We start from the raw sequence: 25,442 nt of genomic DNA, 5'->3' as shown, positions 1-25,442 counted from the left end.
AAAACCGATCTGCGCATTAGCGTAGACCGGTTTTTTGTTGGTATTGGTTGTGGATTTGCAGGGCCCGAAGTTTACGGTTCTTACGTTTATGATAAAAGCTGCGCCCATAGCCCCACGCATAGATGATGAAAAGTAGGCACAGGGGCAACATGACGTAATCATACCATGTGTGAATGGCGGTGTTGTGCCAAATTAGAACCAAGCCTAGGATTGTGAGAACAGGCAAAATCGCCCCAAGCCAGAAATAGCGATTATTAGCGAGGACAAATTCTTCGAGTAAGATTAAGATAATTGCAATAATGATAAACGTAACTTGGTTCATTGTGGCGCCTCCTTTGCCGCTAGTGAGCATGTTATGAGCAATATATAAGGACCTAATAATTGAATTACTTTTAAGAACTATAATAAACATTGTTACCCAAAAAAGACATTCTCAAAGCTTGAAAATTTTCAAGAAATTATTCTTGACTATTCGGTCAAAAATAATCACAATATGGGCATGGGAAGAAATAGAAAATTTGATCCAACAGTCGTGTTACATGATATTGGCTGGTTGTTTATTAAGAATGGTTATAATGGGACATCGCTTGATGATATTGTTAAGGCAACCGGGCTCTTACGTGGTAGTCTATACAGTACTTTTGGCAGCAAATTAGGGATGTTTATCGCCGCGTTTGAGTTAAGTTTACATGAGGAGGATACCCAATTGAAGTGGGGCTTGTTACTGATTGCTATGCTTGAAGTAGCTCCACAAAGCACTAAAGTGGCCCAAATGATTCAAACGTGGTATGCCACTAATCAAACACCTGATATTGAAGCCCAAATTGGCCATGCATTGTTGAGACACAGCGGTATTATTACTAAAGGAGAATAAATCATGGAAAATGTTGTTAAAATTGAAAATCAAACCTTAATTGTTATGCCACAAGGGGTTAACAAACTAGCTGCTTTAAAAGATAAACTTGAATTTCCGCTAGCACAAGTAGCCGGGGCCTCAATTGATGCTGGTATTTTACACGAAAGTAAAGGATTAAGGGCACCGGGAACCGCTTTACCAGGTTATTGGGCCGGTACATTTCACAAAGATGGTGAAAAAACGTTCTTTAATGTTAAAAGTAGTAGCCAACCAGTGGTAATTCAATTAAAGAATGCTGAATTTACACGGCTAGTTTTGGGTGTGGAGCAGCCAGAAGAATTGGTACGCACGATCAATGAGTACATCAATTAAACCTTAATCCGCGAGGCCTCCCAGTTGGTGTCGCACTCGGATATTTGTTAAAATTAACAGTAAGGATTAAGGGGGAACATTATGCAAGAAATTAAAAATGTAATCGCACCGGTTAACAATAAACACGGCATTAAAAATCAACAAGCATTGTTAACGATTCGTGGCGCGGCCGTGGCAGCAGCTGGCATCGCGGTGTCACCAATTCCCTTTACGGATGCCACGTTATTGATTCCTGGGCAAACAGCGATGATTATTGAACTCTATCGGTTATATGATCGCTCAATTGCGGAAGGGGCGATTAAAGGTATCTTGAGTTCTTTAGCCACGACAACGGTTGCCCGGACAGTGGTTGGTAATTTATTTAAATTCATTCCCGGAATTGGAACGGTGACTGGGGGTGCCATTAATGGGACGGTCGCGTATGCCTTTACTAATTCGATGGGCTTGGCAGTTGCTAAAGCCTTGGAAAATGGGGAATTAGATACACCAGGTGATTTAAAGGATGTCATCTTAGCAGCCTTTAACTTCCGGCAAGCCGGTCGTAGTCGGAAACAAAAATAATCAATTATTGGACGAGTTGTCATTTTGACAGCCCGTTTTTTGTGTTTTAAAGCTGATATTAGCGGAATTGAAATTGTTGCCGAGCTTAAATTATGATAAGATAAGGTTATTTTGAAAATGTAGTTTACAATGCTAGTTTAGTGAATTTTACTAAATCACGAAATTGAAATTATTTTAATAATATTGCTAAGTTAGCACGCTGAAACGACACAAAATGCACGAATGAAAGGGGTAGTAAATGCAAAAATCAAAGGGACGTTTACTGACGGAAATTGGCACTGTCATCGGGATTGTCGTCCTAGGCTTTATTAGTCTAACACCGGCTAAATCACAGAATACGACGATGAAACTCGATCACGGCAATTTAGTGTATACGGGGGCCGTTATCAATCATAAATTTGCGGGTCAGGGCAAGTTAACGGTACAAAGTCAAGGTCAATATGTCGGTAATTTTACGGACGGCCGTTTTCAAGGCTTAGGGACTTTTACGGCCACAAAAGGTTGGCAAATGCAAAGTGATTTCCAAAATGGCCAATTGGTTGACCAAGTCAAACTCCATGTCGGCAATAAGACATATGATCAAAAAATATTAGCAGATGGGACTTTGAAAAATGCGCATTAAATGGTTTAGCCTAGTCCGCATAACTGGACTGATCTTAGTATTAACGTACCACTTTTTCCAAACCAAATTCACCGGGGGCTTCATTGGGGTGGATGTGTTCTTCACATTTTCAGGTTTCCTAATTACGGCGTTAATGGTCGATGAATTTGTTAAAGCTAATGATTTCAAATTAATGGCCTTTTACAAACGCCGATTTTATCGGATTGTGCCCCCACTATTTATTTCGGTCTTAGTCGTGTTGCCATTAACTTACCTAATCGATCACGATTTTGTGACTGGAATTGGTAAACAAATTGCCGCGGCATTGAGTTTTACGACCAATTACTTTGAAATTGCGACGAGTGGGAGTTACGAAAACAAATTTATTCCCCATTTATTCGTTCACACATGGTCATTGGCCGTTGAAATGCACTTCTATATTATCTGGGGGATTATCGCTTTCATTATTGCCAAAATTAGTCGGCGGTATAGTCAGGATATCTCTAGTGTTGCCGTCTTTCGGAGTCTATTAGCCGCAGTGGCCACCATTTTAGCCATTGGAAGTTTTATGACAATGGCGCTTGGAGCAATCGGCTTAAAAGACTTTTCACCAGTTTACTTCTCAAGTGTGACGCACAGTTTCCCATTCTTTATCGGGTGTGTGCTCGGGGTGATGACGGGAATTAAAAATCATATTCCGGCTTACAAACGAGTTACCGCTCGAGTAAATGCCCCAATTGCAGCGGGCATTATGGCGGTGAGTTTCATGCCCTTAATTAGTTTAGGGTACGTCATGAACTTTGACAGTATTGTGACGTACCAAGGGGGGATGGTTTTAGCGGCCGTTCTTGCCGGAACGATGATCTATGGGGCCCGGTTATTGCATGACCATACGCCAAACATTAATGAACCACGGTGGGCGACCTTCTTAGCCGATGTTAGTTACAGTGTTTACTTGTATCACTGGCCGCTTTATGTGATTTTCTCACACATGATGCCGAACACGATGGCCGCAATTGTGACCACGATTGTTTCAATTATTTTATCAGCAATTTCATACTACATTTTAGAACCCGTAATTGCTGGTAAAGAAGCCCATGCCTTTGGACAAACATTTACTTGGCAACAACTTCAATGGCCGGTCTTAATTGTGGCCGCTGTGTTGACAGTTAATCTTGGGGCTGTCGTTAAGAGCGCGCCACAAGTGTCTAGTTTAGAACAATCATTATGGGTTGGGGGGATTTATCAAGATGTCGATAAAATCACGACGACCCATGACGCTGTTTTAGCGGCTGTGGCACCGAAAGGTAAAGATGGGGCGGTCAAAGGAATTCCCGCCGGTGTTTCAATTATTGGGGATAGTGTGACGTTGGGAACGCGGACGTACTTAGGGGCCCATGTTGCTAATAGTAGCATTGACGCGGAAGGTGACCGGACGATGAATTTGGCCTACCAAGTCATGATGAACCAACAACGCAGTCATATTTTACGTGAATACGTCGTGATTTGTATCGGGACGAATGCGCTTGATGATTACGCGGTCCAAACAACCAAGCTCGTTAATGATTTGGCACCTGGTCATAAATTGATCTTTATGACGCCATATAACCAACACGCCACGGCAAGTTGGAATTCAACCAAATCAGCAGTCTTGGAACGGCAATTGGCTAAAAAATACAACTTTATTACGATTGCTGATTGGGATAAAGCAGCGGCTGCGAATCCAGCGATTTTCCAAGGTACGGATGGGGTCCACTTTGCGGGCCGGCACGCCGGGGATGTCCTCTATGCGCAAGTTATGAACCAAGGCTTGAAAGAAGCTAAAGACAAGCCAGCTAAACCTGGTAAGTGAAATAAGTAATTAAAAAGGGAAGTGAACGATGAAGTTCACTTCCCTTTTTGTATTGGGGAAAATTAGTGGCCGTTGCACATCTGGTATTGATTCCATAGATCCGCTCAATTCAAGCGCAGTAATAGTATGTTAAAATGCAGTATAAACATTAAAGTTAGTTTAATGTCAAGGTACATGTCTTGGAGGATAAGATGGATAAAATAACAACCATTAGTGATGTATCAAAAGCGTTAGGAATCCCAGCATCAACATTACGCTATTGGGACAAGCAGGGGTTATTACGCTTTGAACGGGGGGCTAATAATTATCGTGAATTCTCATTTGAAACGATGTTAGATATTTGTAATGTCATGTTATTACGTGATTTAGAAGTCCCACTGGCCGTCCTTAAGCAACGTCAAGCAATGACATTAGCGGACCTAGATACGATGTTTAAGCAAACTAAAGATCATCTTGAAGCGACAATGCAAGAACTACAACAGGTAATCACCCGCATTAATACCCGCCAACAAACCTTACAAAAATTGGTAAGCCTAAAAGCCCAAAAGCCAACGGTGATTACCCAACAACTATTACCAATTCAAACGTTTAATTTCACCAATAAAGCCTCAGTCCAACAATACCTTGCGGATCCGACAAAATCGGCGGATATTCTGGCCGTGCATGGCGATAATAGTTATACATGTGGCATTTTCACACCGATTGTCACAACAACCGAGTTACGCGCGGGGGATGTGGTTCCTAAACAATACTTACACGGGGTGACTTGGCACAATAAAACCCAGGCACCGCAGATTGATGATCTTTTAGCGCAAAGTGGGTTAACTTTAAGTCAAATTGGGACGGTTATCTTTCAATATTTAATGTCGATTAATGAAGATGGCCAATATCGCGATTATTTTGAAGTTTGGCTAGAACTTAAGTAGTTGCTTGACTTGAAACCTACTTTAAGGTTTATACTTTGTTACAAACAAAGTAAATGCAGTAAGTCGGAGGTGGCAATGCAACAACGAAATAAAGTGATTGGTGTTTTTTCCCATGTTGATGCGGGGAAAACAACCTTAATTGAGGCCTTGCTATATCAAGCGCAAGTAATTTCCGCCGTCGGGAATGTTAATAAAGGTACAACTTTCATGGATAATGAACCGATTGAACGTCAACGGGGGATTACTTTTTCGAGTAAGCCTGTCCATTTTGAACATCACGGTCAAGGGTACACGATTATTGATACACCGGGGCACATGGATTTGACCTTTGAAATGGAAAAAAGTCTCCAAGTTGTTGACGTGGCTATCTTACTAATTAGTGCCACCGATGGGATTACGGGTTATACGGAGACCATTTTTAATTTGTGTCAAGCATATGATGTCCCGGTGATTTTCTTCTATAATAAGATGGATATGATTACGACCACGCCGGCTCAATTACGTGAGGATGTAGAGAAGTTAGCCGCGCCAGTAGTACCAGGCCCAGTAACTGTTGATGGGCTGGTTGATTGGTCAAATGAAACGGCCTTTTTAGAAGATTGGGCGGTCTTGGATGAAGCTTGGTTTAGCTATTTAATGGCGGCTGACGGGGCCACTATCGATGCGCAAATCATCACCGATAAATTAAATACGGCTTTGCTAGCTCGGACCATTATGCCAGTTATTTTTGGTTCAGCTCGTCAACAAACCGGGGTCGCTACTTTGTTAGCCCTCTTAGATGTGATTACTTTAACGACTGAACCAGCTGAATATGCACTGGCACAAGTCTATAAAATAACCCATGATCAAAAAAATAATCGCTATGTCCATGCCAAAGTCATCCAAGGGGTATTTGAACCTAAGGATAAAATTACGACGGATGGTAGCGATGAGCAAAAAATCAATCAGTTATTTAATTTTCAAGGTGGAACTTACCAAGCTGTGAATCAGGCCCAGCCAGGCGATATTATCGCGGTAACGGGCATTGATGTCCAGCCAGGGAGTTTCTTTGGGACGCTTGGGATTACTGCAGATACATTACCCCAACCAGTTAATTTAAAACGAGAAGCAATTCTAGCAGTACGGGTCTTGACAAATGATGCGACCCAAAATGATGTGATGATTAAAAATATGCAAACCTTAGCCCAAGAAGATCCAACGTTGCATGTCCAATTTAAGGCGGCGATGCAAGAGTTATACATTAACGTTACAGGGACACTGCAAATGGAATATTTAAAAGTGATCTTTGCTGATCGCTTTGGTTTTGAAATTGATTTTTCAGCACCGACAATTTTATACAAAGAAACAATCACCCAAGCAAGTATTGGCTATGGCCACTATGAACCATTACGGCATTATGCCGAAGTGGCCCTCCGTTTAACGCCGGGGCAGCCGGGGCAAGGGATTATTTTTGAAAATGAATGTTCACGTGAACAATTACCAATTAATTATCAAAAACGAATTGAGCAGCACGTCTTTGAAAAAGCTCATTTAGGGGTCTTAACTGGTGCACCGATTACGGATTTGACGATCACCTTACTTAGTGGGAAGGCCTATGTGCCAGAAACTAAGGGGGGTGACTTCCGGGAAGCGACCAATCGGGCCATCCGGCAAGCCTTGATGAAGACTAGTAGTCAGCTTCTGGAACCATGGTATACGGTCACCGCGATTGTGCCAGCACATTTGGTTGGCCGTGTGAGCGCCGATTTAGAGAAAATGCACGGGCATGTCGATAACTTAATAAGTGGTAGTAATGACAACGCCACGGTCATTGGGGCAGTGCCAGTGGCGAATTTCTTTGAGTATCCGACGACGTTTGCCTCATTTTCTAAAAATGAAGGGCGGTTAACAACTGCACTTCAAGGGTATCAACCATGTCAAGATCAAGCGGCATTAATTGAAGCCGCGGCGTATGATCCGGAAAGTGATTTAGATAATACCGCTAATTCAATTTTCTTTAAAAAAGGTCATGGTTTTGATGCGCACTGGCGGGATGTTGATGATTTGCATCACATTAATTTGGTGTAGGGTATGTGCTAAAAAAGGGCGCAATATTTTGAACTAATAAGCAAAAAAGGGAAGTGAACCATGAAGTTCACTTCCCTTTTACGTTGCACATGTAGCCAAGACGTGCTCAGCCAACCAAGTAGTTCCGCCTACCGTCACATAGCTAAAATACCAAGATCGTATCTTTTGCTATGTGTCAGTAGTGCTCGCTACTCCCTGATTGGCTTCACACTCTATCAAAACGTGCTCGCACAGGCAACCAATTCCGGCTAACTTACAATCCAGACATGCTAAGTACGCATTTACTGGCTTGTAGCGTTAGTCCTCATTGGTTACCGCCTGTGCTCGCACTCTGTATGCTACCCATGAATTGTTTCTTCTAACTTATCGCCAGCCTTATCAATCTTCTTAGCGGCAAAAACAGTGCCACCAACTAAAAGACCACCAACGAGGAGTGTGGCTGCAATCATAAACTTAAAAATTGATTTTAAAAAATCCATCTTACTTCCCCCACATTAAGAATGTATAAGTTAGTCAGCGTTTCGGCCAACAAAGAATGAAACCACCGCGACGACAACTACCGCCCCAATAATTGATGGGATTAAAGCCATCCCAGCTAAGTGTGGTCCCCAGTTACCAAGCACGGCTTGACCAACTGCTGATCCCACCAAACCTGCCACAATATTAGCAATCCAACCCATTGATTGGCCTTTGCTAGTGATTGCGCCGGCGATGGCCCCGATAATAGCTCCAATAATTAATACCCATAACCAATGCATAATAGTACCCCCTTATAAATATTGAATTTGATGCGTTAAATAAATGAGCTTTTAGCTAACACATCTTTATTAAATTATAAGCATGAATTTAATAAATTTCAAATAATGTGCTTACAAGGTATGTTGAATGGTAAAGAAATAGCGTAATAAAGCGACGCCATAGTGCGGATGATTTTGTTGCTCTTTTAAAATGCTTTGCAAGCGACTAGGGTAGTCGGTAATAATCGCATCAACGTTCATGACGGATAACCAATACATTGATGGACGATCATTGGCTGTCCAAGCATACACTTGCTTCTTTTGCGCATGAATATCACGAACTAATTGCGGCGTTAACGTACTATATTCAACGGTGTAAAAAGCATTCTTCCCTTTTGGTAAGGTATCAGTATTATAAGGTAAGATAAAACCGATTTTGATTTTATTATCATTTTCCTTAACATTTTGAACTAAGTTTTTATTAAGTGAGTGTAAGATGGCGTGGTTTTTAGCTAATTCAGGGCCAAATTCTTTTAGAAAGGCGGTTAGGGTCTTCTTATTTGCCACCATTGAAGTTTTTAACTCAATTAATAATGGTTGATGGTGTGTCGTGGCGTAATCTAGGTATTCATGTAATGAAGGGACTTTGGCTTTTTCACCATCAATATGCATAGTTAATTTAGTGATTTGGTTAAGCGTCAACTCAGCTGGGGTATTATTAACTCCAGTTAAGACCTTGAGATTAGTATCATGTAAGATAATAAACTGATTATCTTTGGTTAGTTGCACATCAGTTTCAATATAAGCTGGATGAGCGCTTTTAATGGTGTTTTTAAGACTTTCTAAACTATTAGGTAAGCCATTGTCGCCGTTAACTCCACGGTGTGAAATGACAATTGGTTGGCGATTAACAGTTGGCAACCAGCTGTTTTCAGATGTCACGACAAAAATCCCACAACCTAAGAGAATTAACCCAGTAAGTAAGCGACTGCCCAAGCCTAAATGCTGACGCAAGTTAAATGCCAGCCGATTAGGATTTAAGATATGGCGATTAATTTGCCAGATAAACCAAGTTGTTAAAGCATAAATACCAGCTGTAAAGATAACCATTAAAACATTGGCACTATGGCGTGCTAGTGGTAGAGCGATGATTTCAACCAGCTTTTGCACACCGTATAAAATAGCGGCAAAAATAGCTAGCGCCACTAAATTAGCAATAACGGCGCCAATAAAACGTAAAACTTGATACCAAGTGACATTTTGCCAACTATTTTTGAAAGCTTGGCGGAAACTTTGCCCAGCCATGATATTCGGAATAACTTGGCCACATTTGATCAAAATTAAGCTATAAACAACAAGGCCACCGGTAACAGCGAGGCCAATTGCTGATTTTTCTAATAAAACTTGCGAAATAAAATCGGGTAACTTGATTAAACTGGCTAGGGGGATGCGATAGCTAAGCATCGTCATAGGGACTAAGGCAATCGCATTTAATAAAACTAAGCCTAAAATTGTGGGGCTAAAGAAATGTAAGCGTAAAGTAATGGCAGCTGATGAATTACTAAGTCGCTTAAGGATGATTTGGACTATGAGACTAAAGAACCAAAATGTAATCAAATAAATGATTAGGGCTCCACCAAATTGAGCTAGATGACTTAAAACAAAGCCGATAAGGGCTTGAAGTGAAGTACTCGGGATATTAGCGGTATTGGGAAATTGATGATTGGCAAATGCAAAAATTTGGGCCCAAAGCCAATTCAAGGCTAATAAAATCAACGGGGTGATAATAAAAAATGCGCTTCCAGTTTGATTTTTTTGTGGAGCAATATTGTTGATACGATGCATAATAATTCCACCTTTCAAGTTATAATGTATTCCTTAATATTAGTGAAAAAAACGCTAATTGTAAAAAAATATGCCCGCGTTTAGTGTATTTTTTTTAAACTTCTTTACATATCTGTTACCATAATATAGATAGAAATTTAAGAATAGCCGGTATAATGTAACTAATTTAACAAATACGATTGTGGGGCATGACCGATGTTAGTACAAAATGTGCAAGAAGTAGTTTGTTTGGAGTCCGTTAAGGTCAAAGATGCGCGTGAAGTGTATGCTTTAATTGAAAAAAACTATCAATATTTAGCACCGTGGTTCCCATGGTTAACGAACTTAAATAGCGTTGCGTCAAGTAATGGATTACGCCTTTAATGAAATGCACTTACACCGCTTAGAATTAATCACTGATGTTGCCAATGAAGCGAGTCAACGCGTGGCCCGACGGTTGAGTTGGAAAAAGGAAGCGTATTTGAGTGATTACTTAATTACGGCTGATTGTTACCGCGATGCAGTCTTATTTTGCAAAATTAATCAGCACGGCTAAAAAAATAAAACTTTTTTTCAATGAATTTCTTCGCTAAAATTTATCGCCGTTAAGCAAAAAGTTTACGTTTTAGTTCACGAAAGTTAAAAACGTTGATATAAAAGTGTTTTGCCGGTGGAATTAGTTAAAAATACGGCTAGGGATAATCGACCTATAAAAATAATTTATAAGATAGCAAATTTTTGACTATACCACATTAAGTCAGTTAAAGTATGGGTATAGAAATCAAAAGGAGCTAAATGATATGCTTACAGGAAAAGATTTACTCAACAACCCATTATTGAACAAAGGAACCGCCTTTTCAGCCCAAGAACGCGCGGACTACAAACTCAACGGTTTGTTGCCAACAGCTATCCAAACGCTCGACGAACAAGTTGCAGCCACATATGCCCAATTAGAAACTTACACAACCCGTTACGAACAAAACAAGTTCTTGATGTCTGTTTACAACACTAACCGCGTGCTTTACTACGCCATCGTTGGTTCACACATCAAAGAATTGTTACCAGTAATTTACACACCAACAATTGCTGATGCCGTACGTGGTTTCTCAGATGACTTTGTTCGTCCAAATGACGCCGTTTTCCTTGACGTTAACCACCCTGAAACGATTGCTGATGTCTTAAAAGAAGCCAGCAAGGACATGCCACAAGTTGATATGTTAGTTATCACTGATGGTGAAGGTGTGCTTGGAATCGGTGACTGGGGTATCCAAGGGGTAATGATTTCAGTTGGTAAGTTAGCCGTTTACACGGTTGCTGCTGGTATCCACCCTGATCACGTGTTACCAATCGTAATTGACAATGGTACTGACCGTCAAGAATTACTCGACAACCCTAACTACGTGGGTAACCGTCAAAACCGTAAGACTGGTCAAGAATACTGGGATTACATCGATCAATTCGTGGAAACTGCCAAGGGCTTATTCCCAGACGTATTATTCCACTGGGAAGACTTCGGTCGTGCCAATGCTAGCGTGATCTTGGAAAAATACAAGAATGAAATCACGACTTTCAACGATGACATCCAAGGTACTGGTGTGATGATGGCTGCTTCAATGAACGCCGTTGCTAACGCTTCAAACAAGCCAGTTACGGAACAAACTTATGTCGTCTTTGGTGGTGGAACAGCCGGTATCGGGGTTTCAGACCAAATTCGTAACGAAATGATGCGTCAAGGTATGACTGAAGCAGAAGCGATGAAACGTTTCTTCATCGTTGACCGTTATGGTTTAGTTATTGAGGGTCAAGAAAACTTGACGGAAGGTCAAACACGTTACGCGCGTCCAGCTGACGAATTCTCAACTCCAATGGCTACTTTGACAGATGTTGTTAAAGCCGTTAAGCCATCTGTTTTGATTGGTACTTCAGGTCAAGCTAACACCTTTACACAAGAAATTGTTGAAATCATGAGCGCCAACACTGAACGTCCAGCCATCATGCCAATTTCAAACCCAACTGAATTACAAGAAGGTAAAGCTGATGACATTATCAAATGGTCTAAGGGTAATGCCTTGGTAGTTACTGGTTCACCTTCAGATCCGGTTGAATTTGAAGGTACAACTTACTACATCGGTCAAGCCAACAACTCATTACTTTACCCTGGTTTGGGTGCTGGGATCGTGGTTTCTAAGGCAAGCACGGTGACTGATGCAATGCTTTCTGCTGCGGCCCACGGTATCGCTGATATCCAAGACTTGTCAGAAAAGGGTGCTTCATTGTTACCACCTGTTGAAACTGCGCCACAAGCTTCTAAGTATGTTGCAATGGCTGTTGTTAAGGCAGCGATTGATGACAAGGTTAACCGTGTTGACATTGCTGATGTTGAAGCTGCCGTTGATGCAAGCATTTGGAAAGCTGAATATTAAGAAGAAGAGTGCGAACAGCACCGGTAAATCCTGAGCACTAACGCAGCTAAACGCAAAATGCGGTTTTGGCATTTAGTGGTAGCTAGTTAGGCGGAACTGTCTGGGGGCTTGGAGCACGTCTAGGCCCTGCTGACTAGGCGGAACTACTTGGTTGGCTGAGCACGTCTAGGCTCTGCTGCCACAAATTGCTGATCACGCCCCCCTAAAAAAGATATCCTCCCAGATATGGTTTATCGTTCAAATCCATTAAGTGATCAGCGAATTAAAAAATCCAAAGGAAAAGCTAATTTTCCTTTGGATTTTTTTATATTACACACTTGTAATATAAAGATTAATATTTCAGCAGGATTTAGCGTAAATATAAGGTAATTAATGCTAAAAAAATGTATCATTTAATTAGTACAATTGCCTTAAAAAATTGCCCCCCCATCATAGACAAATGAGGTCATGGAACATGGACACACATACGCTTACCAGCATGTTAAATCAGCCATATTTTGGTAGTACATCGCCGCAAACGGCCCGCCGGGTGATGGAAGTTAACCTACTCGTATTAGGAATTCAGCGGACAACTGCTTGGCGGCAAGCTAACAGCGACGGGGCACCAACCCCAACGATTGCTGAAATTGCCCAGTTACCCAATGGGCGGGCGCAAAGTCGTGCCATCATGGCGGTGCTTGATTCGGTCGTTAATGCCACGCCGTATGGGTATTTATTTCAAAATTTAATTGCTTTATATATGGAATATGATTTCGAAGCCGAAATTAGTCAAAAAATTCTCGCCGATAGTTTGACGATGGTTGCCGCCCTTGATCCACATGTGCCCCCATTAGCGCACCTACAAGGATGGCTGACGACGTATACGGAGTATTTAGTGGCACAAGGGGACCAAAAGGCATTATTGATTCCACCACACGTTCAAGTCCGCTTGCGGGAATTATTTTTACCAATTGCGCCGGATATTAAAAATATGTACATACATGGGGTTGATAATATCGATGTGCCGTTTATGTTTGGCAATGCCGCCACGACGTTTTATCGTGCCCACCAAGCCGATGTAGTATTAGAATTATTTGCGAGTTTGAGTCAATTTTTACAGCAAATGCCGTTGAGTCAAATGCTCCCAATTACAGATGTTGATTTTGAAGCTGTCGATGCCCAGTTACCAGTCTTTGATGCCTTACTGGTTCGGTTATTGCAGATGCCAATTTTAGAAGCTGATGAAGATCAAGCGGATAAAGCCACCATGATGGCGCTTGCCCAAAATTATTTCAGTGTTGAAGAGCTGATGTTAACCATGATTGCCGCCAATGTCCAAGCTGCGCAACGGATTGTGATTATGGCGCAAGTTAACCCCGATCGCGATTACTTATGGCGCCGATTTTGGCAAAATCTAACGGCGTTACCAGATATCACCGCCATGTATGAAAGGCTGCCAGTCGGGATAGTCGCTGGTCAATTAGTTGAATATCGTTTGGCGACAGTTCAATCAAAAAATTGGGCAATATAAAAAGCCAGTTACAATCGTACACTGGCTTTTAAAGGGGGCGGATGCTTACATCAACTAAATCCAGGGGGGATTAGTGGATTAATAAGCTCCTAAGTTATTGTAGCAAAGTTCGCTCGATAACAAAAATATTTAGCATTATAATTCGTATTAAATTGTATATTTTTTTTGAAGAAGACGAAATAAATACTAATGAGTAGTAAAAAACGAACCTAAATGGCAATTAGGAGGACATGATGAATTTACCAACAAAGCGGATGGCGATTGCTGTGAGTATCAGTGGGGCCAATCAAGCGGAACTTTTGGCCCAAATTGAGGCGTGTCGGGCCTATCAAATCGATCTGATTGAATGGCGATTGGATACGTGTTTAGCCTTGGGGTATCAACCAGATGCTGCTGAAATGCGCTTAATTATTGCCGCTAGTGCTTTCCCGATGATTTTAACGTACCGGACGGCCGATGAAGGCGGTGATTATCCGTTTGAAGTCGCCCGTTATACCCAATTGTATCTGGATGGGTGGCAAGCCGGGGCGGCCTTTTTAGATGTTGAATATCGCCTTTGGACGAAGGTTCGTTTAGCTCTAGCACCTGAAAAGCCCGCGATTATTATGTCATACCACAACTTTAAAGAAACCCCACGTAACTTAGCGGAACGCATTAATCTCATGGGCCAAGCCAATCCGGCAATGATTAAAATTGCGGTCATGAGTCATGGCGCCAAAGATACTGATTATTTACTAGATACGATTGCCGCGTGCCAAACAATTCCGATGATTGGGATTGCGATGGGGGCCGCTGGTGCACGTAGTCGGACCGCTGGCTTTGCTTATGGGTCGCGCATCACGTATACGACCTTACCAAGCACGGCTCCAATGGCTCCGGGACAAATTGATTTACCAACTCTAATTACGGTGCTCCATAAAGGACACCCGCGTTTTTAATGAAAGCGAGAATTACCTATGATTATTACCAACCAAGATAGTGCGACGGCCACCGCCTTAAAAGACCAATTAGTGGCCCAAAACCCAGATTTATTAGTATTCCAACACGCCCAGAATTTAGCTTTACCAACGGTTAAAACGGTGGACAGCTTACCAATTGCCTTACCCGCAGGTGCACAAGTAATCCTTAACCACCATGCCGCTGTTCAATCAACGCGTGCATTTCACCCGGAAAACACGGTGATTACGACCCCGCACAGTGTGATTGGGGATGGTGGCTTAGTGATTATGGCCGGTCCAGATTCAATTGAAAGTGCTGATCACGTCGCACAAATGGCGACTGAAGTTCATGCGGTTGGCGCGACCGTTTTACGCGGGGGTTCGTTTAAGCCGCGGACAAGTCCTTACAGCTTCCAAGGGGTCGGTGAAGCAGGCTTAATTGCCCACCGCCAAGCAGCTGATGCGGCCGGCTTGGACATGGTTACGGAAGTCCTTGATCCGCGGGATGTCGATATTGTGGATCAATACACGGATATTTTCCAAATTGGGACACGGAACATGCAAAACTTTGCGTTGTTAAAAGCTGTCGGGGCCAAACGTAAACCGGTTGTTTTAAAGCGGGGGATGTCAGCCACGCTTGATGAATTTTTACAAGCGGCCGAATACATTGCTGCTGGTGGCAATACACAAATTATTTTGATGGAACGCGGGATTCGCTCGTTTGATAATAAATACACGCGCAACACCCTCGATGTCGGTGCGATTGCGGTCTTGAAGCAAATGACGCACTACCCAGTCTTACTCGATGCCAGTCATGCGGCCGGTGAACGCGCCTTAGTAACGCCGTTGACCTTAGCGGGAGTGGCGGCCGGTGCGGATGGTTTCATGTTGGAAATTCATGATAATCCGGATGCTGCCTTTGTTGATGCGCAACAAGCAATCACGCCTGCTCATATGGGGGAAATTGTGACTAAGGCGCGCCAAATTCATGCAATTGTGCGAGGTGAATAAATGGAAGCTGTCATGTACACAACTGATTACCGGCAAACGTTAGCCACGGTGCTAGCGGAATTGCCTGCCCAACGTGTCTTAGTGTTAACCGATGCGCAAGTTGGCGCGTTATACCTTGAACAAACGGTCGTTGCCCTGGCCGCAACAGGCAAAGCAGTGCATACGATGACTGTGCCCGTGGGCGAAACGAGTAAATCGTTAACGACCTATGAAGCCATTAGTCAAAAATTAGCTAATGAACATTTTGATCGCCACGATGCCTTGATTAGTCTCGGCGGTGGGGTGATTGGTGATTTAGGCGGCTATGTTGCTAGCACATACAAGCGCGGAATTGCGTTTATTCAAGTGCCAACTTCATTTACAGCTCAAGTTGATTCCAGTGTCGGTGGTAAAACGGCGTTAAACCTGGGGACGCAAAAAAACGTCATCGGCACCTTCTATCATGCCGTGACGACGATTATTGACAGTCAATTTTTGGATACGTTAAGTACGCGTAATTTGCTGGAAGGTTATGTCGAAACCATTAAGATGAGCTTGTTAGCGGGTGGTGATTTTGCCGCCTTGACGGCTAATATTAGCACGCCCACTGAAATTTTGACCCATCGCGATGCCTTGATTAAAGCATCAATTGACTACAAAACCCATATTGTGGCCGGCGATTTCAAGGACTTTGGCCAACGTAAATTCTTGAACTTTGGGCATACGCTTGGCCATGCAATTGAATTAGCGGATCCAGATTTAATGCATGGGGAAGCAGTTGGGATTGGGATGTTCCAATTAGCCCAACTCTTGATGCCAATTGAGATTCAAGCCGCCATTCGTGAACGCTTAGCGGCCTTGGGGTTACCGTTATCATCACAATACTTGGGCACGGTCGCCTTTTATGATAATTTGTTAAATGATAAAAAAGTCGCGGGTAGCACGATTGATTTGGTGGTCTTACCAGTCATTGGTCAACCAGCAATTCAAACGATACCGTTGCCTGAATTCAAAACGTTGCTTCAAGGCGCGAATTAACAGGAGATATACCATGGGGAAGAAAGTCCACCGTTTGCAAAAAGAAGTTGAAAGTTTACGGCAAGATGTTATGACGTTGCAAGTCATTGTCCGCCATCAAATTGGCGATCACCCCCAGACGTTAACGGAATGGGCGTTACTCGCTAATGTTTCGTTGCGCGAACATGGCCGCTTAATGATGCATCTCTTCAAAGCCCTGGAAAAAGGGAAACCTGTAACCGTTGACCACGTGACGCGGCGCTTGTTCAAATATAATCATCAATTAGATCAAGCAGAATTAGCGGAACTACGCCCGGACACAGAGGCATACTTGCAATTAGTTTACCAACAAGATCCTGAATATTATGGCGAACTAATGGGTAATATTACGGATTTTAAAATTAACTAGTTGGTGATGGACCAGTAAATCATTAAACTAACTTAAAACAGCTATCTTTGATAATAAGATAGTTGTTTTTGTATTTTTTATACAAAATAAGTGACTTAAATTCATAAGATGCTATAATTAAGGGGGATTTAAAGGAGGTGTCGCGATGGCTAAGTTATTGAATGTAGTAATTGAAAACTTGAAAAATGTTAAGCATGGTGAAGTATCACTAGTTAATAAGGGTGAGTACTTAAATGTTATTGGCATTTATGGCCAAAATGGCTCCGGGAAAACAACCTTAATTAATGCTGTCCAATTATTTAAATTAATTATCAGTAATCAAAAATTAAACGGGGTTGAATATCTTAGCCCGAATGAAGTTGCGACAATTTCACTAGAATTTGATGATACCAAAGGGCAACAATACTTGAGTTATGCGTTTAGCTTATTATTGGTAAACGGGCAAGTTAATTTAGTGGGCGAAGAGTTGCGCGTAAAAGCGTATGGTAATAACAAGCGTTATCGCTCGCTTTTAACGTGGCACAAAACGGATGATTTAACGTTGAAAATTTTGGGTAAAGATGCAAATGAAGATGTCATGGATTATGCGGTTGCTAGTAGTATGAACGCTGCGGCGATTGTTAGTTCAGAATACATGCGTAATTTATTAGCCCGCCGTCAAGGACAAGTAAAGTATGATGAACTCAATAGGACCATTGACAATTTACGGCGAATTGCGTTTGATATTAACATTTATACAGATGCTCACGCCGGGGTAACGTCACTTGGCTTGCCATTATCATTTATTTACCATACTGAAGAAATGGATAGTGCTGGGGTTATCTTAGTCCCAAATAACGATGCTCCAATTTCGAAGGATGTTTACATGCGGATCGAAAAAAGTATCCAACAAGTAAATCAAGTCTTGCCCAATATTGTCCCAGGATTGACCTTGGATACAATTGTCAATCAGCAGTTAGCTGCCGATGGTGAACATATGGATTATATTATCCAATTAATTTCTGTTCGGGAAAGCATTGATACTAAAACAAATACTAAAGAAATTAAAAAAATTCCTTTTAGATATGAATCGGTAGGGATCATAAAAATTGTGTCGATTCTACCATTTTTAATTGAAGCGTATACGAATACTGAATCGGTGGTTTTAATTGATGAACTTGACTCTGGTATTTATGAGTATCTGTTGGGTGAACTCGTTGCTATTTTTGAACAAGGTGCATTTGGGCAACTAATTTTCACGTCACACAATTTGCGGGTGTTAGAAATGTTACCGCAAGAGAAGATTGTCTTTTCAACGACGGATGAATTTAACCGCTATACCCATTTTGAAAAAATTCGTGATACTAACAACTTACGGAAGAAGTATTTACGTGATATTGAATTTGAAGAAGGGCAGTATTACGCACCAACGCAACGTGCCAAGATAATTCAAGGTTTTCGTAATACTAACGTTAAAGCAAGTAACTTGGTCGATGACGCAACTAAGGATGAGCTCTTAAAGCAATTGGGGTTGATTTAGGATGGTTAAGCAGTAAGCGAACAATTCACTAAAAAATCCCCTGGAGAAAAATTCTTCAGGGGATTTTGGTGTGTTCAATATATTGTATAACTGAAAATTAATTGTGTCACATTTTTGTGGAACAATCATATTGTTTATTAAAAACGTTTACATTTTAAATATAATAATTGTATAATAAATGAGTATTATTAGATTGTTATAATAATTTTAACTTCAATTTATAATATAAACTGAGGTTAAATATACAAGAAAGGAAAACATATTATGAAAACCACAATTAAAGAAAACAACCAAATCAAAAAAATAATTAAAGCATTACAGGAGAACTTACATGAACCACATTATACAGGTGGAAGATATTGTTAAAAAATACCCTAAAGTTGAGTACAACTCACTAGATAAAGTTTCATTTGTTATTGAGAAGGGTGAACGTGTCGGGATTGTTGGGCTAAATGGTGCCGGTAAATCAACTTTATTAAAAATAATTATGGGAATTTTGAATCCAAGTGAAGGTACAGTGAAAACATTTGGTAAAAATCCAATGCACAACCGTAAGCAGATCGCAGGAAAGTTAGGGGTTGTATTTGGACAGAGAACGCAATTACAATGGGACATTCCGGTGATTGATTCATATGAATTGTTAGGCTCGATTTATGGAACAGCTAATATTGATGAACGAATTAATTACTTTGAAAAATATTTTTATTTAGAAAAAATATTAAATAAGCCCGTGCGATCTTTGAGTTTAGGACAAAAAATGATTGCAGAGTTTGTCGGAATAATGATTCATGATCCCGAGTTAATTATTTTAGATGAACCAACGATTGGTCTTGATTTAGAGATAAAAAAGAAGATGATTGATTCAATTAAAAATTTGGATATTAGTAAAACAATCATTTTTACATCACACATTTTAGAAGATATTTATGATGTTTGTGATCGCGTAATTATTATTAATAAGGGTAAAAAGGTATTTGATGGATCAATGCGTGAAATTGATCGAAGTAGTACACCAGCCAAGGTTATTGTTACGATAGATAATGATGAATTATTCCTTAGTAGTGAAAGTTATGTTGTACGGCACATCAACTATGGTATTTTTGAAGTTGAAATTAACCAAGTTACGGAAATTTCACAGTTTTTACAGGAAGTTACAAGGCAAAATACGATTTTGAACCTTGAAATAAAAACGGAAAAACTAGAACGACTTATTAAGTCACTTCAAGAACAGTAGGTGCATTCTGATGAAATTTATTTTTTATAGTGTCCGGAATGGCTTTCGTACATTTATGTGCCAAAAAAACAATTTTATGATTTATTGGATAAATAATTTGTTTTCAATTCTATTAGTCGTATTTCTGTGGCAGCAGATTTTAAAATATAGTAGTGCTAACCAAAGTAATAGCCAAATTGTGTATTTAATTTTGGCCCAGATGATTCTAGCAATAACACCAGAAATAATCTATCGGTATAGTCAGCTGATTCAAAGCGGAGACATAGCATATAAGTTATTGTTGCCCGTTAAATTTGAATTTTGGTTATTGTTAGACACTCTTGGGTATTCGTTGGCAAAATTACTTATAATCTTTCCGTTAGATATGGGCATAGTGTTCATTTTCTTTCCCGGTAGTTTAAGTATTATGAGTGGATTATTACTATTACTATTATTTCCGATGACATTTGTTTTAGGGTTTACCATTGAACTACTATTTTCGAGTGTGACGCTATTTACGTATAGTGTCTGGGGAATTAATACGATTAAATCTGCCGTTCTGATGGTATTGTCAGGGGCATATTTTCCGGTTAGTTTACTACCTAGTGCCATGAAAAAGTTCGTTTCTGTACTACCTTTTTCTTACGCATATGGTCAGTACGCAGAAGTTATTATTACACCAACAGTTGCGAATGTTTCATTGCTAGTAATTCCGCAAATAATTTGGACAATTATTTTATATTGGTTTTACGTGATGATTTCCCGAGTAGGATTTAAACAATTTGTAACACAAGGAGGGTAATATGAAAGAGCTTAAATTAATTATTCCGTTCTTTAAGTATAATTTTAAAAGGCTGCAAATTTACGATAAAGATTTTTATTTAGGCATTGTAGGGTTAATAATTGAAAATATCCTTAATTTACTAATGCTGTTTTTTATTTATACCTTAATTCCGAGTTTAGATGGATTTACATTTAATGAAATGCTACTTCTTTACGGTGTGGCATCGCTAAGCTTTGCTATCTGGCGGTGTTTGTTTATAAATACGTTGAACGTTGGGAGTATGGTACGCTATGGTCGATTGGATACATTTCTTTTACGACCGATAAATGTATTGTATCAAGTTATGATGGATGGTTTTGATGATGACGCTTGGGGTGATTTAGTATTTGCTTTATTAGTGATTGGTTATACTGCTGTAACTCAATCGATAAACATTGTATGGGTAATATTGTTAATTATACTGTCAATTTTTACATCACTTATATTTGCAGGCATTTCAATTGTTGGATCATCGCTTTCCTTTATTACCCAAGGTATAGCTGATTTTTCACAAATCGTGTATAATTTTTTTCAATTCGCAAAATATCCAATTAACATTTTCGGTGGTGGTATGAAATTTGTATTTACGTTTGTAATTCCGATTGGTTGGGTGGCTGCGATACCAGTAAAATTATTGATTAATCATAACATTAGAAGTTTTGCGTTTATGTTAATCGTGGCATGTGGGATTTCAGTAATATTCTTTTGGATAACGACTAAAATTTGGAATTTTATGCTTACAAAATATGTAAGTACAGGTTCATAATTTACTAAATAAGCAGACAAAAAGCGTAGGTTAACCTACGCTTTTTTGTATTATTTAACCTGCATTGCGGTGAAGGCACGATATTTCTTGATGTCAAAATACCAGATTAGGGCAAGGACAACAATCAGCAAGGGGATGTCCACTAATAATTGGACGTAAACGAAAATGCCAAGAGCTGCCAAACTGAAAAGAGCTAAAACTAAGTAACGTAGCTTACCAAGCTTCTCATACATAAAGGCTTGGTATTTGGGATTGCGGTTAAAAAAACCGTTGATTAAGCTGATGGCTATAATTCCATATAGATAAAAATCTTTTCCAAACATAAAACGACCAACTTTCATTAATTTTAACTTGAGTATAGCATATAAAAAATAATGTAAACATTAATTATTGTTCTTGCTGGTTAACGTGTGCTTGGAGATGGGTATAGGCGGTCGTAACTGTATTGAGTTGCGTTTCTAAGGCCGCAAGCTCTTGGGCGTGCTTGAGTTTGGCTTGGTCTTTGGCATAGCTCCCCCAAATCCACCCCAGCAAGATAAGGGAGATGATGTTAACAAGCGTCGTGATCAGCTTGGTCATGTTATCAGCGTGGGCAAAAAAGCCACTAGCGATGACAAGTGGGGGGATGGCTAGGATGATTGAGCCCAAAATATGGGTGCGTAAAATGAAGCTGTTGGTGGTGTTCATATATTCTCCCAATAAACGATATTAATAATTTAATTAAAGCATGTTTGTCGGCTGAGAACTATTAATAGTTGCTTAATTATTTTGCGGAAATTTGTAATAAAAAAGAGCGTGTGACAGAAGGCGGGCGATATCGAGAAATACACTAAAAAACCACTTTGAAGAATTTTCTTCAAGGCGGTTTTGGATGGTTATTTAACTTCTTTTAAGTATGCTCGTAATATTTTGACGTTAAAGTAGTAGGCAACTCCATAAGCTAAAGTAAACATTGGTGTGACAACCCGAAATGGACTAAAGAAAAAGACGGCGATAATAGCGACATATAAGACCGCCCAAATGACGTATAGTTTCGCACCAAATGTTTGGAGAATGGCGTCTTGATATCGCTTACTTAGCGCAATCCAAAGGAGAATGGACAATAATACTATGGCAATGATATGGTAATTACTTTGGGTGTAGATTTGTTCTGCTGACATACGGGACCTCCTAAATGATTTATTAATTGAATTATAATTTATTTAAAGCTAAATGTATACAAATGATAGTGTAAAAAACCCAACGAGCACACTCGTTGGGTTTAGGTTGTTATTATGTTGGTGGTGGCAGCAGGGGTCTAAACGCGTTCGTTCAGGCAGTCAATTCCGTCTAACTTACAATCCAGACATGCTAAGGACGCATTTACTGGCTTGTAGCGTTAGTCATCATTGCCTCCCACCTGAACTCTCGCTCTAGCCTAAACGTGCTCAAAGCCGCAAGCACCTAAGCAACTAACCACTATATGCTAAAACTGCATTTACGTGGGCAGTGGGGGCTAAAACGTGCTCAGCCAACCAAGTAGTTCCGCCTACCGTCGCATAGCCAAGATACCAAGACCGTATCTTTTGGGCAGTGGGGTCTAAAACGTGCTCAAAGCCGCAAGCACCTAAGCATATACACAATAACTTAACGACTCAAAGTCCGAGCCATTAGTTATTGCTAGTATGCTACGGTGCTTAGGCGCGGCTTTTCGCACTCTTCGCACTCTTTCCACTTTGTACCAAGGCCTCAAATTCCGCATCATCCCGGGCATCCTCAGCTTTGATTTCATCAACGCGGCGTTGGTGGCGGCCGCCTTCAAATTCCGCATCCAAGAAGGTCTTAACCAGAACTTCGGCCAGGCCCGGGCCAACAACACGTGAGCCCATGGCCAAAATATTAGCGTCATTATGGCGGCGGGCATATTCAGCAGAAAAAGCATCACTAACAGGGGCGGCACGCACGCCTTCGACTTTATTGGCTGCTAAGGAAATCCCAATCCCCGTACCACAAATTGCGATACCTAAGTCAGCTTCATGGTCGCGAATCGCTTCACCAACGCGTTTACCATAAATGGGATAGTCGGTGCTATCATCATTGTGCGTGCCGTAGTCTTTAATTTCGTAACCTAAACTGGCCACGTAGGTCTTCAAAGTTTCTTTGAGTTCAAAACCGGCGTGATCAGAGCCAAACGCAATAATTTTTGTCATGTTAAGTTCCTCATATTTCTGATTATAAGCTTGCTAGATAGTCGTGCTTATCTCCAATATACCGTTATCTGAAAGCGCTGTCAATCTATGCGGGTTTAAGGACTTTTAATAGCTATTACCGCCTAGGACTGGTAGAATTAAGGTAGTATTTGAATGCAAATACATACTCTTAATTCAAAGGAATGGACCGATAACATGGATAACTACATTGATAATCTAGCTTTATTTGGGAACATTAATGACAACGACAACTTGGATGATGCTCAAAAGTTTGATTTCGTTAATCAAACAATGATGGCCTACGAAAGTGTTAACCTTTTGACACAAGCCCAAGCGTACATTGAAGAATATGTTGAAGAATTAGGAGTTGATAAAGCATCTGATCTCGAAGCTGATTTAGAAGATGCCATCTTGGCAATTCAACCAATTACCTTCCAAGTAACTGGCTTAGCTAAGCGCGCTGGTGACTTGGCGGCGGCTTTGATTAGCGATGAAGGCACTGACGATATGGCGGCTGAATCACAAGTTATCATGGATATCTTGCACGATTTCCAAGCCGAATTGCAAGTCCAATTAGGTAAATTGAACGCCGTGGTGGATGCCTTAGGTGACCTTGATGAAGAAGCTGATCAATTATCAGATAGCTTGGAACTCTTAGCAACTTACCTCGTCAACGTATTCTTACTTGCTGGGATTCAATTACTTGAACCAATGGAAGACGAAGATGAAGCGGACCACGCTGGTCACGACCACGCATAAGTCACAATATGATAGCAGTCATTAGTTAATATTAACTAGCCACGACCCCGGGATAACCTGGTGGTCGTTTTTTTGTTGCATTTAGAGGTAATGCTCGTATAATAAATTATTGGTTATCATACTATTACCTAAAAGGGAGAAAATCGTGTCTTTGCAACTTTCCCGCACCACTTTTAACAAGTTCAAGTATCCCGGTTTTCTATTGGGATTAATTATTTTACGGCTAGTTTTAAACCATGTCCATTGGCGCACGGCCGCACTAGTCGGATATACGGCCATTTTTCTGGTGCTGGTTGCTAGGACCACGCATCAAAGCGTCGTTAAACGAGCAGCTAAAACCGCTCCAACGCACCATTAATAAGCATAAAAAAGTAGTCCACGTAGGGCTACTTTTTTTGTGCTTGAATTAGTGAAATATTCACAATATCGGCGCAAAGGAGGTAAAATACGCGCGGACATTTATTGAACACGATAGCCAATAAATGTCATTAATAAACAAATTAAGCTGAATAGTAAACAAAATATTTGTTTACTGTATGACAAACAGCTGCAAATAAAAAAATACAATAACGCATAATAATTGGGCGTAAAAAGATCAAAAAGATGTGCAAATAAGTGCCGGATAAATAAGGTTACATTTATTGATAAATAGGCATGTTTACGCGGATTTTTTTAAAAAAGTTTATCAAAAACTATAAATTAATTTAGCTACGTTAAAAAATAACGGTTGACGGTTGTGTTTAGTAAACATAAACTAAAGCTACCGTTGTTTAGTAGCGGATTTACTAAACAAAAACGCAATGATCCCACTTAGCAAAAATCAGTCGGTAAAAATGCAGTTATTAATTAGTAATACATAATAACTAAACACTTTTCTTAGCTATTTAGCGTAATTTGCCGTCGTTAAGGGTAATAAAATTCAACTAAATTAAATAAAATGAAAGCGCTAAAATTTATTTTAAAAAATACAATCGGTTTTGCAACTAATCACTTGAAATCCAATTTTGTTTATCATACGGTTAAATTAGGTTAAGGTATTAAGCAATCAAATTGCTAGCTAACCTGGGGGGATCACATTAGTAATTAGACG

29 protein-coding genes are annotated in these 25,442 nt (G+C 40.4%); 21 read left to right on the top strand and 8 right to left on the bottom strand.

Annotated elements, in window-relative coordinates:
• Positions 1–16: 16 nt before the first annotated feature.
• Entirely contained in the window at positions 17–322 is a 306-nt protein-coding gene (locus LQZ76_RS00215) for a hypothetical protein (RefSeq protein ID WP_230097761.1), read from the bottom strand.
• Positions 323–499: 177 nt separating this feature from the next.
• Between LQZ76_RS00215 and LQZ76_RS00210 the strand changes: the two genes are divergently transcribed.
• From LQZ76_RS00210 to LQZ76_RS00180, 7 genes are all read left to right on the top strand, one after another.
• Complete coding sequence (locus LQZ76_RS00210; protein WP_230097760.1) at positions 500–874, top strand: TetR/AcrR family transcriptional regulator; 375 nt, start codon at positions 500–502, stop codon at positions 872–874.
• Between the two features lie 3 nt (positions 875–877).
• Positions 878–1,228 carry a PH domain-containing protein gene (locus tag LQZ76_RS00205; RefSeq protein WP_168721158.1) on the top strand — a complete coding sequence of 117 codons (351 nt, stop codon included), beginning with the start codon at positions 878–880 and terminating at the stop codon, positions 1,226–1,228.
• Positions 1,229–1,309: 81 nt separating this feature from the next.
• Positions 1,310–1,789, top strand: coding sequence for a YcjF family protein (locus LQZ76_RS00200; RefSeq protein ID WP_230097759.1), 480 nt, complete (start codon positions 1,310–1,312; stop codon positions 1,787–1,789).
• Positions 1,790–2,027: 238 nt separating this feature from the next.
• On the top strand, positions 2,028–2,411 hold the full coding sequence (locus tag LQZ76_RS00195) for an MORN repeat-containing protein (RefSeq protein ID WP_230097758.1): 384 nt from the start codon (positions 2,028–2,030) through the stop codon (positions 2,409–2,411).
• Entirely contained in the window at positions 2,401–4,242 is a 1,842-nt protein-coding gene (locus LQZ76_RS00190) for an acyltransferase family protein (protein ID WP_230097757.1), read from the top strand. The genes LQZ76_RS00195 and LQZ76_RS00190 overlap by 11 nt, the downstream gene beginning before the upstream one ends.
• Before the next feature lie 191 nt (positions 4,243–4,433).
• Positions 4,434–5,168, top strand: coding sequence for a MerR family transcriptional regulator (locus LQZ76_RS00185; RefSeq protein WP_230097756.1), 735 nt, complete (start codon positions 4,434–4,436; stop codon positions 5,166–5,168).
• A gap of 75 nt (positions 5,169–5,243) precedes the next feature.
• On the top strand, positions 5,244–7,235 hold the full coding sequence (locus LQZ76_RS00180; RefSeq protein WP_230097755.1) for an elongation factor G: 1,992 nt from the start codon (positions 5,244–5,246) through the stop codon (positions 7,233–7,235).
• 338 nt (positions 7,236–7,573) lie between these two features.
• Here LQZ76_RS00180 and LQZ76_RS00175 read toward each other — a convergent pair whose 3' ends face one another.
• From LQZ76_RS00175 to LQZ76_RS00165, 3 genes are all read right to left on the bottom strand, one after another.
• The gene (locus tag LQZ76_RS00175; RefSeq protein ID WP_230097754.1) at positions 7,574–7,714 is read right to left on the bottom strand and encodes a hypothetical protein; all 141 of its coding nucleotides are present in this window, start codon (positions 7,712–7,714) and stop codon (positions 7,574–7,576) included.
• Between the two features lie 30 nt (positions 7,715–7,744).
• Complete coding sequence (locus tag LQZ76_RS00170; protein WP_168721164.1) at positions 7,745–7,993, bottom strand: GlsB/YeaQ/YmgE family stress response membrane protein; 249 nt, start codon at positions 7,991–7,993, stop codon at positions 7,745–7,747.
• A 111-nt stretch (positions 7,994–8,104) separates the two neighbouring features.
• Entirely contained in the window at positions 8,105–9,817 is a 1,713-nt protein-coding gene (locus LQZ76_RS00165) for a glycerophosphodiester phosphodiesterase (RefSeq protein WP_230097753.1), read from the bottom strand.
• A gap of 195 nt (positions 9,818–10,012) precedes the next feature.
• On the opposite strand from LQZ76_RS00165, the gene LQZ76_RS00160 reads away from it, so the two are divergent.
• From LQZ76_RS00160 to LQZ76_RS00105, 12 genes are all read left to right on the top strand, one after another.
• The gene (locus tag LQZ76_RS00160) at positions 10,013–10,180 is read left to right on the top strand and encodes a hypothetical protein (protein WP_230097752.1); all 168 of its coding nucleotides are present in this window, start codon (positions 10,013–10,015) and stop codon (positions 10,178–10,180) included.
• Positions 10,164–10,352, top strand: a complete 189-nt coding sequence (locus tag LQZ76_RS00155) for a GNAT family N-acetyltransferase (protein ID WP_230097751.1) — start codon at positions 10,164–10,166, stop codon at positions 10,350–10,352. The genes LQZ76_RS00160 and LQZ76_RS00155 overlap by 17 nt, the downstream gene beginning before the upstream one ends.
• 178 nt (positions 10,353–10,530) lie before the next feature.
• On the top strand, positions 10,531–12,219 hold the full coding sequence (locus tag LQZ76_RS00150) for an NAD-dependent malic enzyme (protein WP_290368157.1): 1,689 nt from the start codon (positions 10,531–10,533) through the stop codon (positions 12,217–12,219).
• Positions 12,220–12,673: 454 nt separating this feature from the next.
• Positions 12,674–13,729, top strand: a complete 1,056-nt coding sequence (locus LQZ76_RS00145) for a hypothetical protein (RefSeq protein WP_230097749.1) — start codon at positions 12,674–12,676, stop codon at positions 13,727–13,729.
• A gap of 233 nt (positions 13,730–13,962) precedes the next feature.
• A complete protein-coding gene (locus LQZ76_RS00140; protein WP_230097748.1) occupies positions 13,963–14,667 on the top strand; it encodes a type I 3-dehydroquinate dehydratase in 705 nt (234 codons plus the stop codon).
• A gap of 18 nt (positions 14,668–14,685) precedes the next feature.
• Positions 14,686–15,678, top strand: coding sequence for a 3-deoxy-7-phosphoheptulonate synthase (gene aroF / locus LQZ76_RS00135; protein ID WP_230097747.1), 993 nt, complete (start codon positions 14,686–14,688; stop codon positions 15,676–15,678).
• On the top strand, positions 15,679–16,695 hold the full coding sequence (locus LQZ76_RS00130) for a 3-dehydroquinate synthase (protein WP_230097746.1): 1,017 nt from the start codon (positions 15,679–15,681) through the stop codon (positions 16,693–16,695).
• A 13-nt stretch (positions 16,696–16,708) separates the two neighbouring features.
• On the top strand, positions 16,709–17,083 hold the full coding sequence (locus tag LQZ76_RS00125) for a hypothetical protein (protein ID WP_230097745.1): 375 nt from the start codon (positions 16,709–16,711) through the stop codon (positions 17,081–17,083).
• A gap of 145 nt (positions 17,084–17,228) precedes the next feature.
• The gene (locus LQZ76_RS00120) at positions 17,229–18,602 is read left to right on the top strand and encodes an AAA family ATPase (RefSeq protein ID WP_230097744.1); all 1,374 of its coding nucleotides are present in this window, start codon (positions 17,229–17,231) and stop codon (positions 18,600–18,602) included.
• 331 nt (positions 18,603–18,933) lie between these two features.
• Positions 18,934–19,836 (top strand): ATP-binding cassette domain-containing protein, encoded by a 903-nt coding sequence (locus tag LQZ76_RS00115; protein WP_230097743.1) that lies wholly within the window; start codon positions 18,934–18,936, stop codon positions 19,834–19,836.
• Between the two features lie 76 nt (positions 19,837–19,912).
• Positions 19,913–20,617 (top strand): ABC-2 family transporter protein, encoded by a 705-nt coding sequence (locus LQZ76_RS00110; protein ID WP_230097742.1) that lies wholly within the window; start codon positions 19,913–19,915, stop codon positions 20,615–20,617.
• 1 nt (position 20,618) lies between these two features.
• Positions 20,619–21,404 (top strand): ABC transporter permease, encoded by a 786-nt coding sequence (locus LQZ76_RS00105; RefSeq protein WP_230097741.1) that lies wholly within the window; start codon positions 20,619–20,621, stop codon positions 21,402–21,404.
• A gap of 50 nt (positions 21,405–21,454) precedes the next feature.
• On the opposite strand, the gene LQZ76_RS00100 is transcribed toward LQZ76_RS00105, so the two are convergent.
• The 4 genes from LQZ76_RS00100 to rpiB form a co-directional block, all read right to left on the bottom strand.
• Positions 21,455–21,745: a hypothetical protein gene (locus LQZ76_RS00100; protein WP_230097740.1), complete on the bottom strand. Its 291-nt coding sequence runs from the start codon at positions 21,743–21,745 to the stop codon at positions 21,455–21,457.
• A 46-nt stretch (positions 21,746–21,791) separates the two neighbouring features.
• Positions 21,792–22,091, bottom strand: a complete 300-nt coding sequence (locus LQZ76_RS00095) for a hypothetical protein (protein ID WP_230097739.1) — start codon at positions 22,089–22,091, stop codon at positions 21,792–21,794.
• A 188-nt stretch (positions 22,092–22,279) separates the two neighbouring features.
• Positions 22,280–22,564, bottom strand: coding sequence for a hypothetical protein (locus LQZ76_RS00090; protein ID WP_230097738.1), 285 nt, complete (start codon positions 22,562–22,564; stop codon positions 22,280–22,282).
• A 516-nt stretch (positions 22,565–23,080) separates the two neighbouring features.
• Positions 23,081–23,593 (bottom strand): ribose 5-phosphate isomerase B, encoded by a 513-nt coding sequence (gene rpiB, locus LQZ76_RS00085; protein ID WP_230097737.1) that lies wholly within the window; start codon positions 23,591–23,593, stop codon positions 23,081–23,083.
• Positions 23,594–23,746: 153 nt separating this feature from the next.
• Here rpiB and LQZ76_RS00080 point away from each other — a divergent pair, with 153 nt between their 5' ends.
• Both LQZ76_RS00080 and LQZ76_RS00075 read left to right on the top strand, forming a co-directional pair.
• Positions 23,747–24,352, top strand: coding sequence for a hypothetical protein (locus LQZ76_RS00080; protein WP_230097736.1), 606 nt, complete (start codon positions 23,747–23,749; stop codon positions 24,350–24,352).
• A 145-nt stretch (positions 24,353–24,497) separates the two neighbouring features.
• Positions 24,498–24,710: a hypothetical protein gene (locus LQZ76_RS00075; protein ID WP_230097735.1), complete on the top strand. Its 213-nt coding sequence runs from the start codon at positions 24,498–24,500 to the stop codon at positions 24,708–24,710.
• Positions 24,711–25,442: the final 732 nt, after the last annotated feature.

Origin of the sequence: Periweissella ghanensis (genome assembly GCF_918814755.1) — a bacterium.
In the GTDB taxonomy this organism is placed as follows: domain Bacteria; phylum Bacillota; class Bacilli; order Lactobacillales; family Lactobacillaceae; genus Periweissella; species Periweissella ghanensis.
The sequence above is the reverse complement of the archived record's forward strand: the minus strand, read 5'-3'. Positions and strand labels throughout refer to the sequence as shown.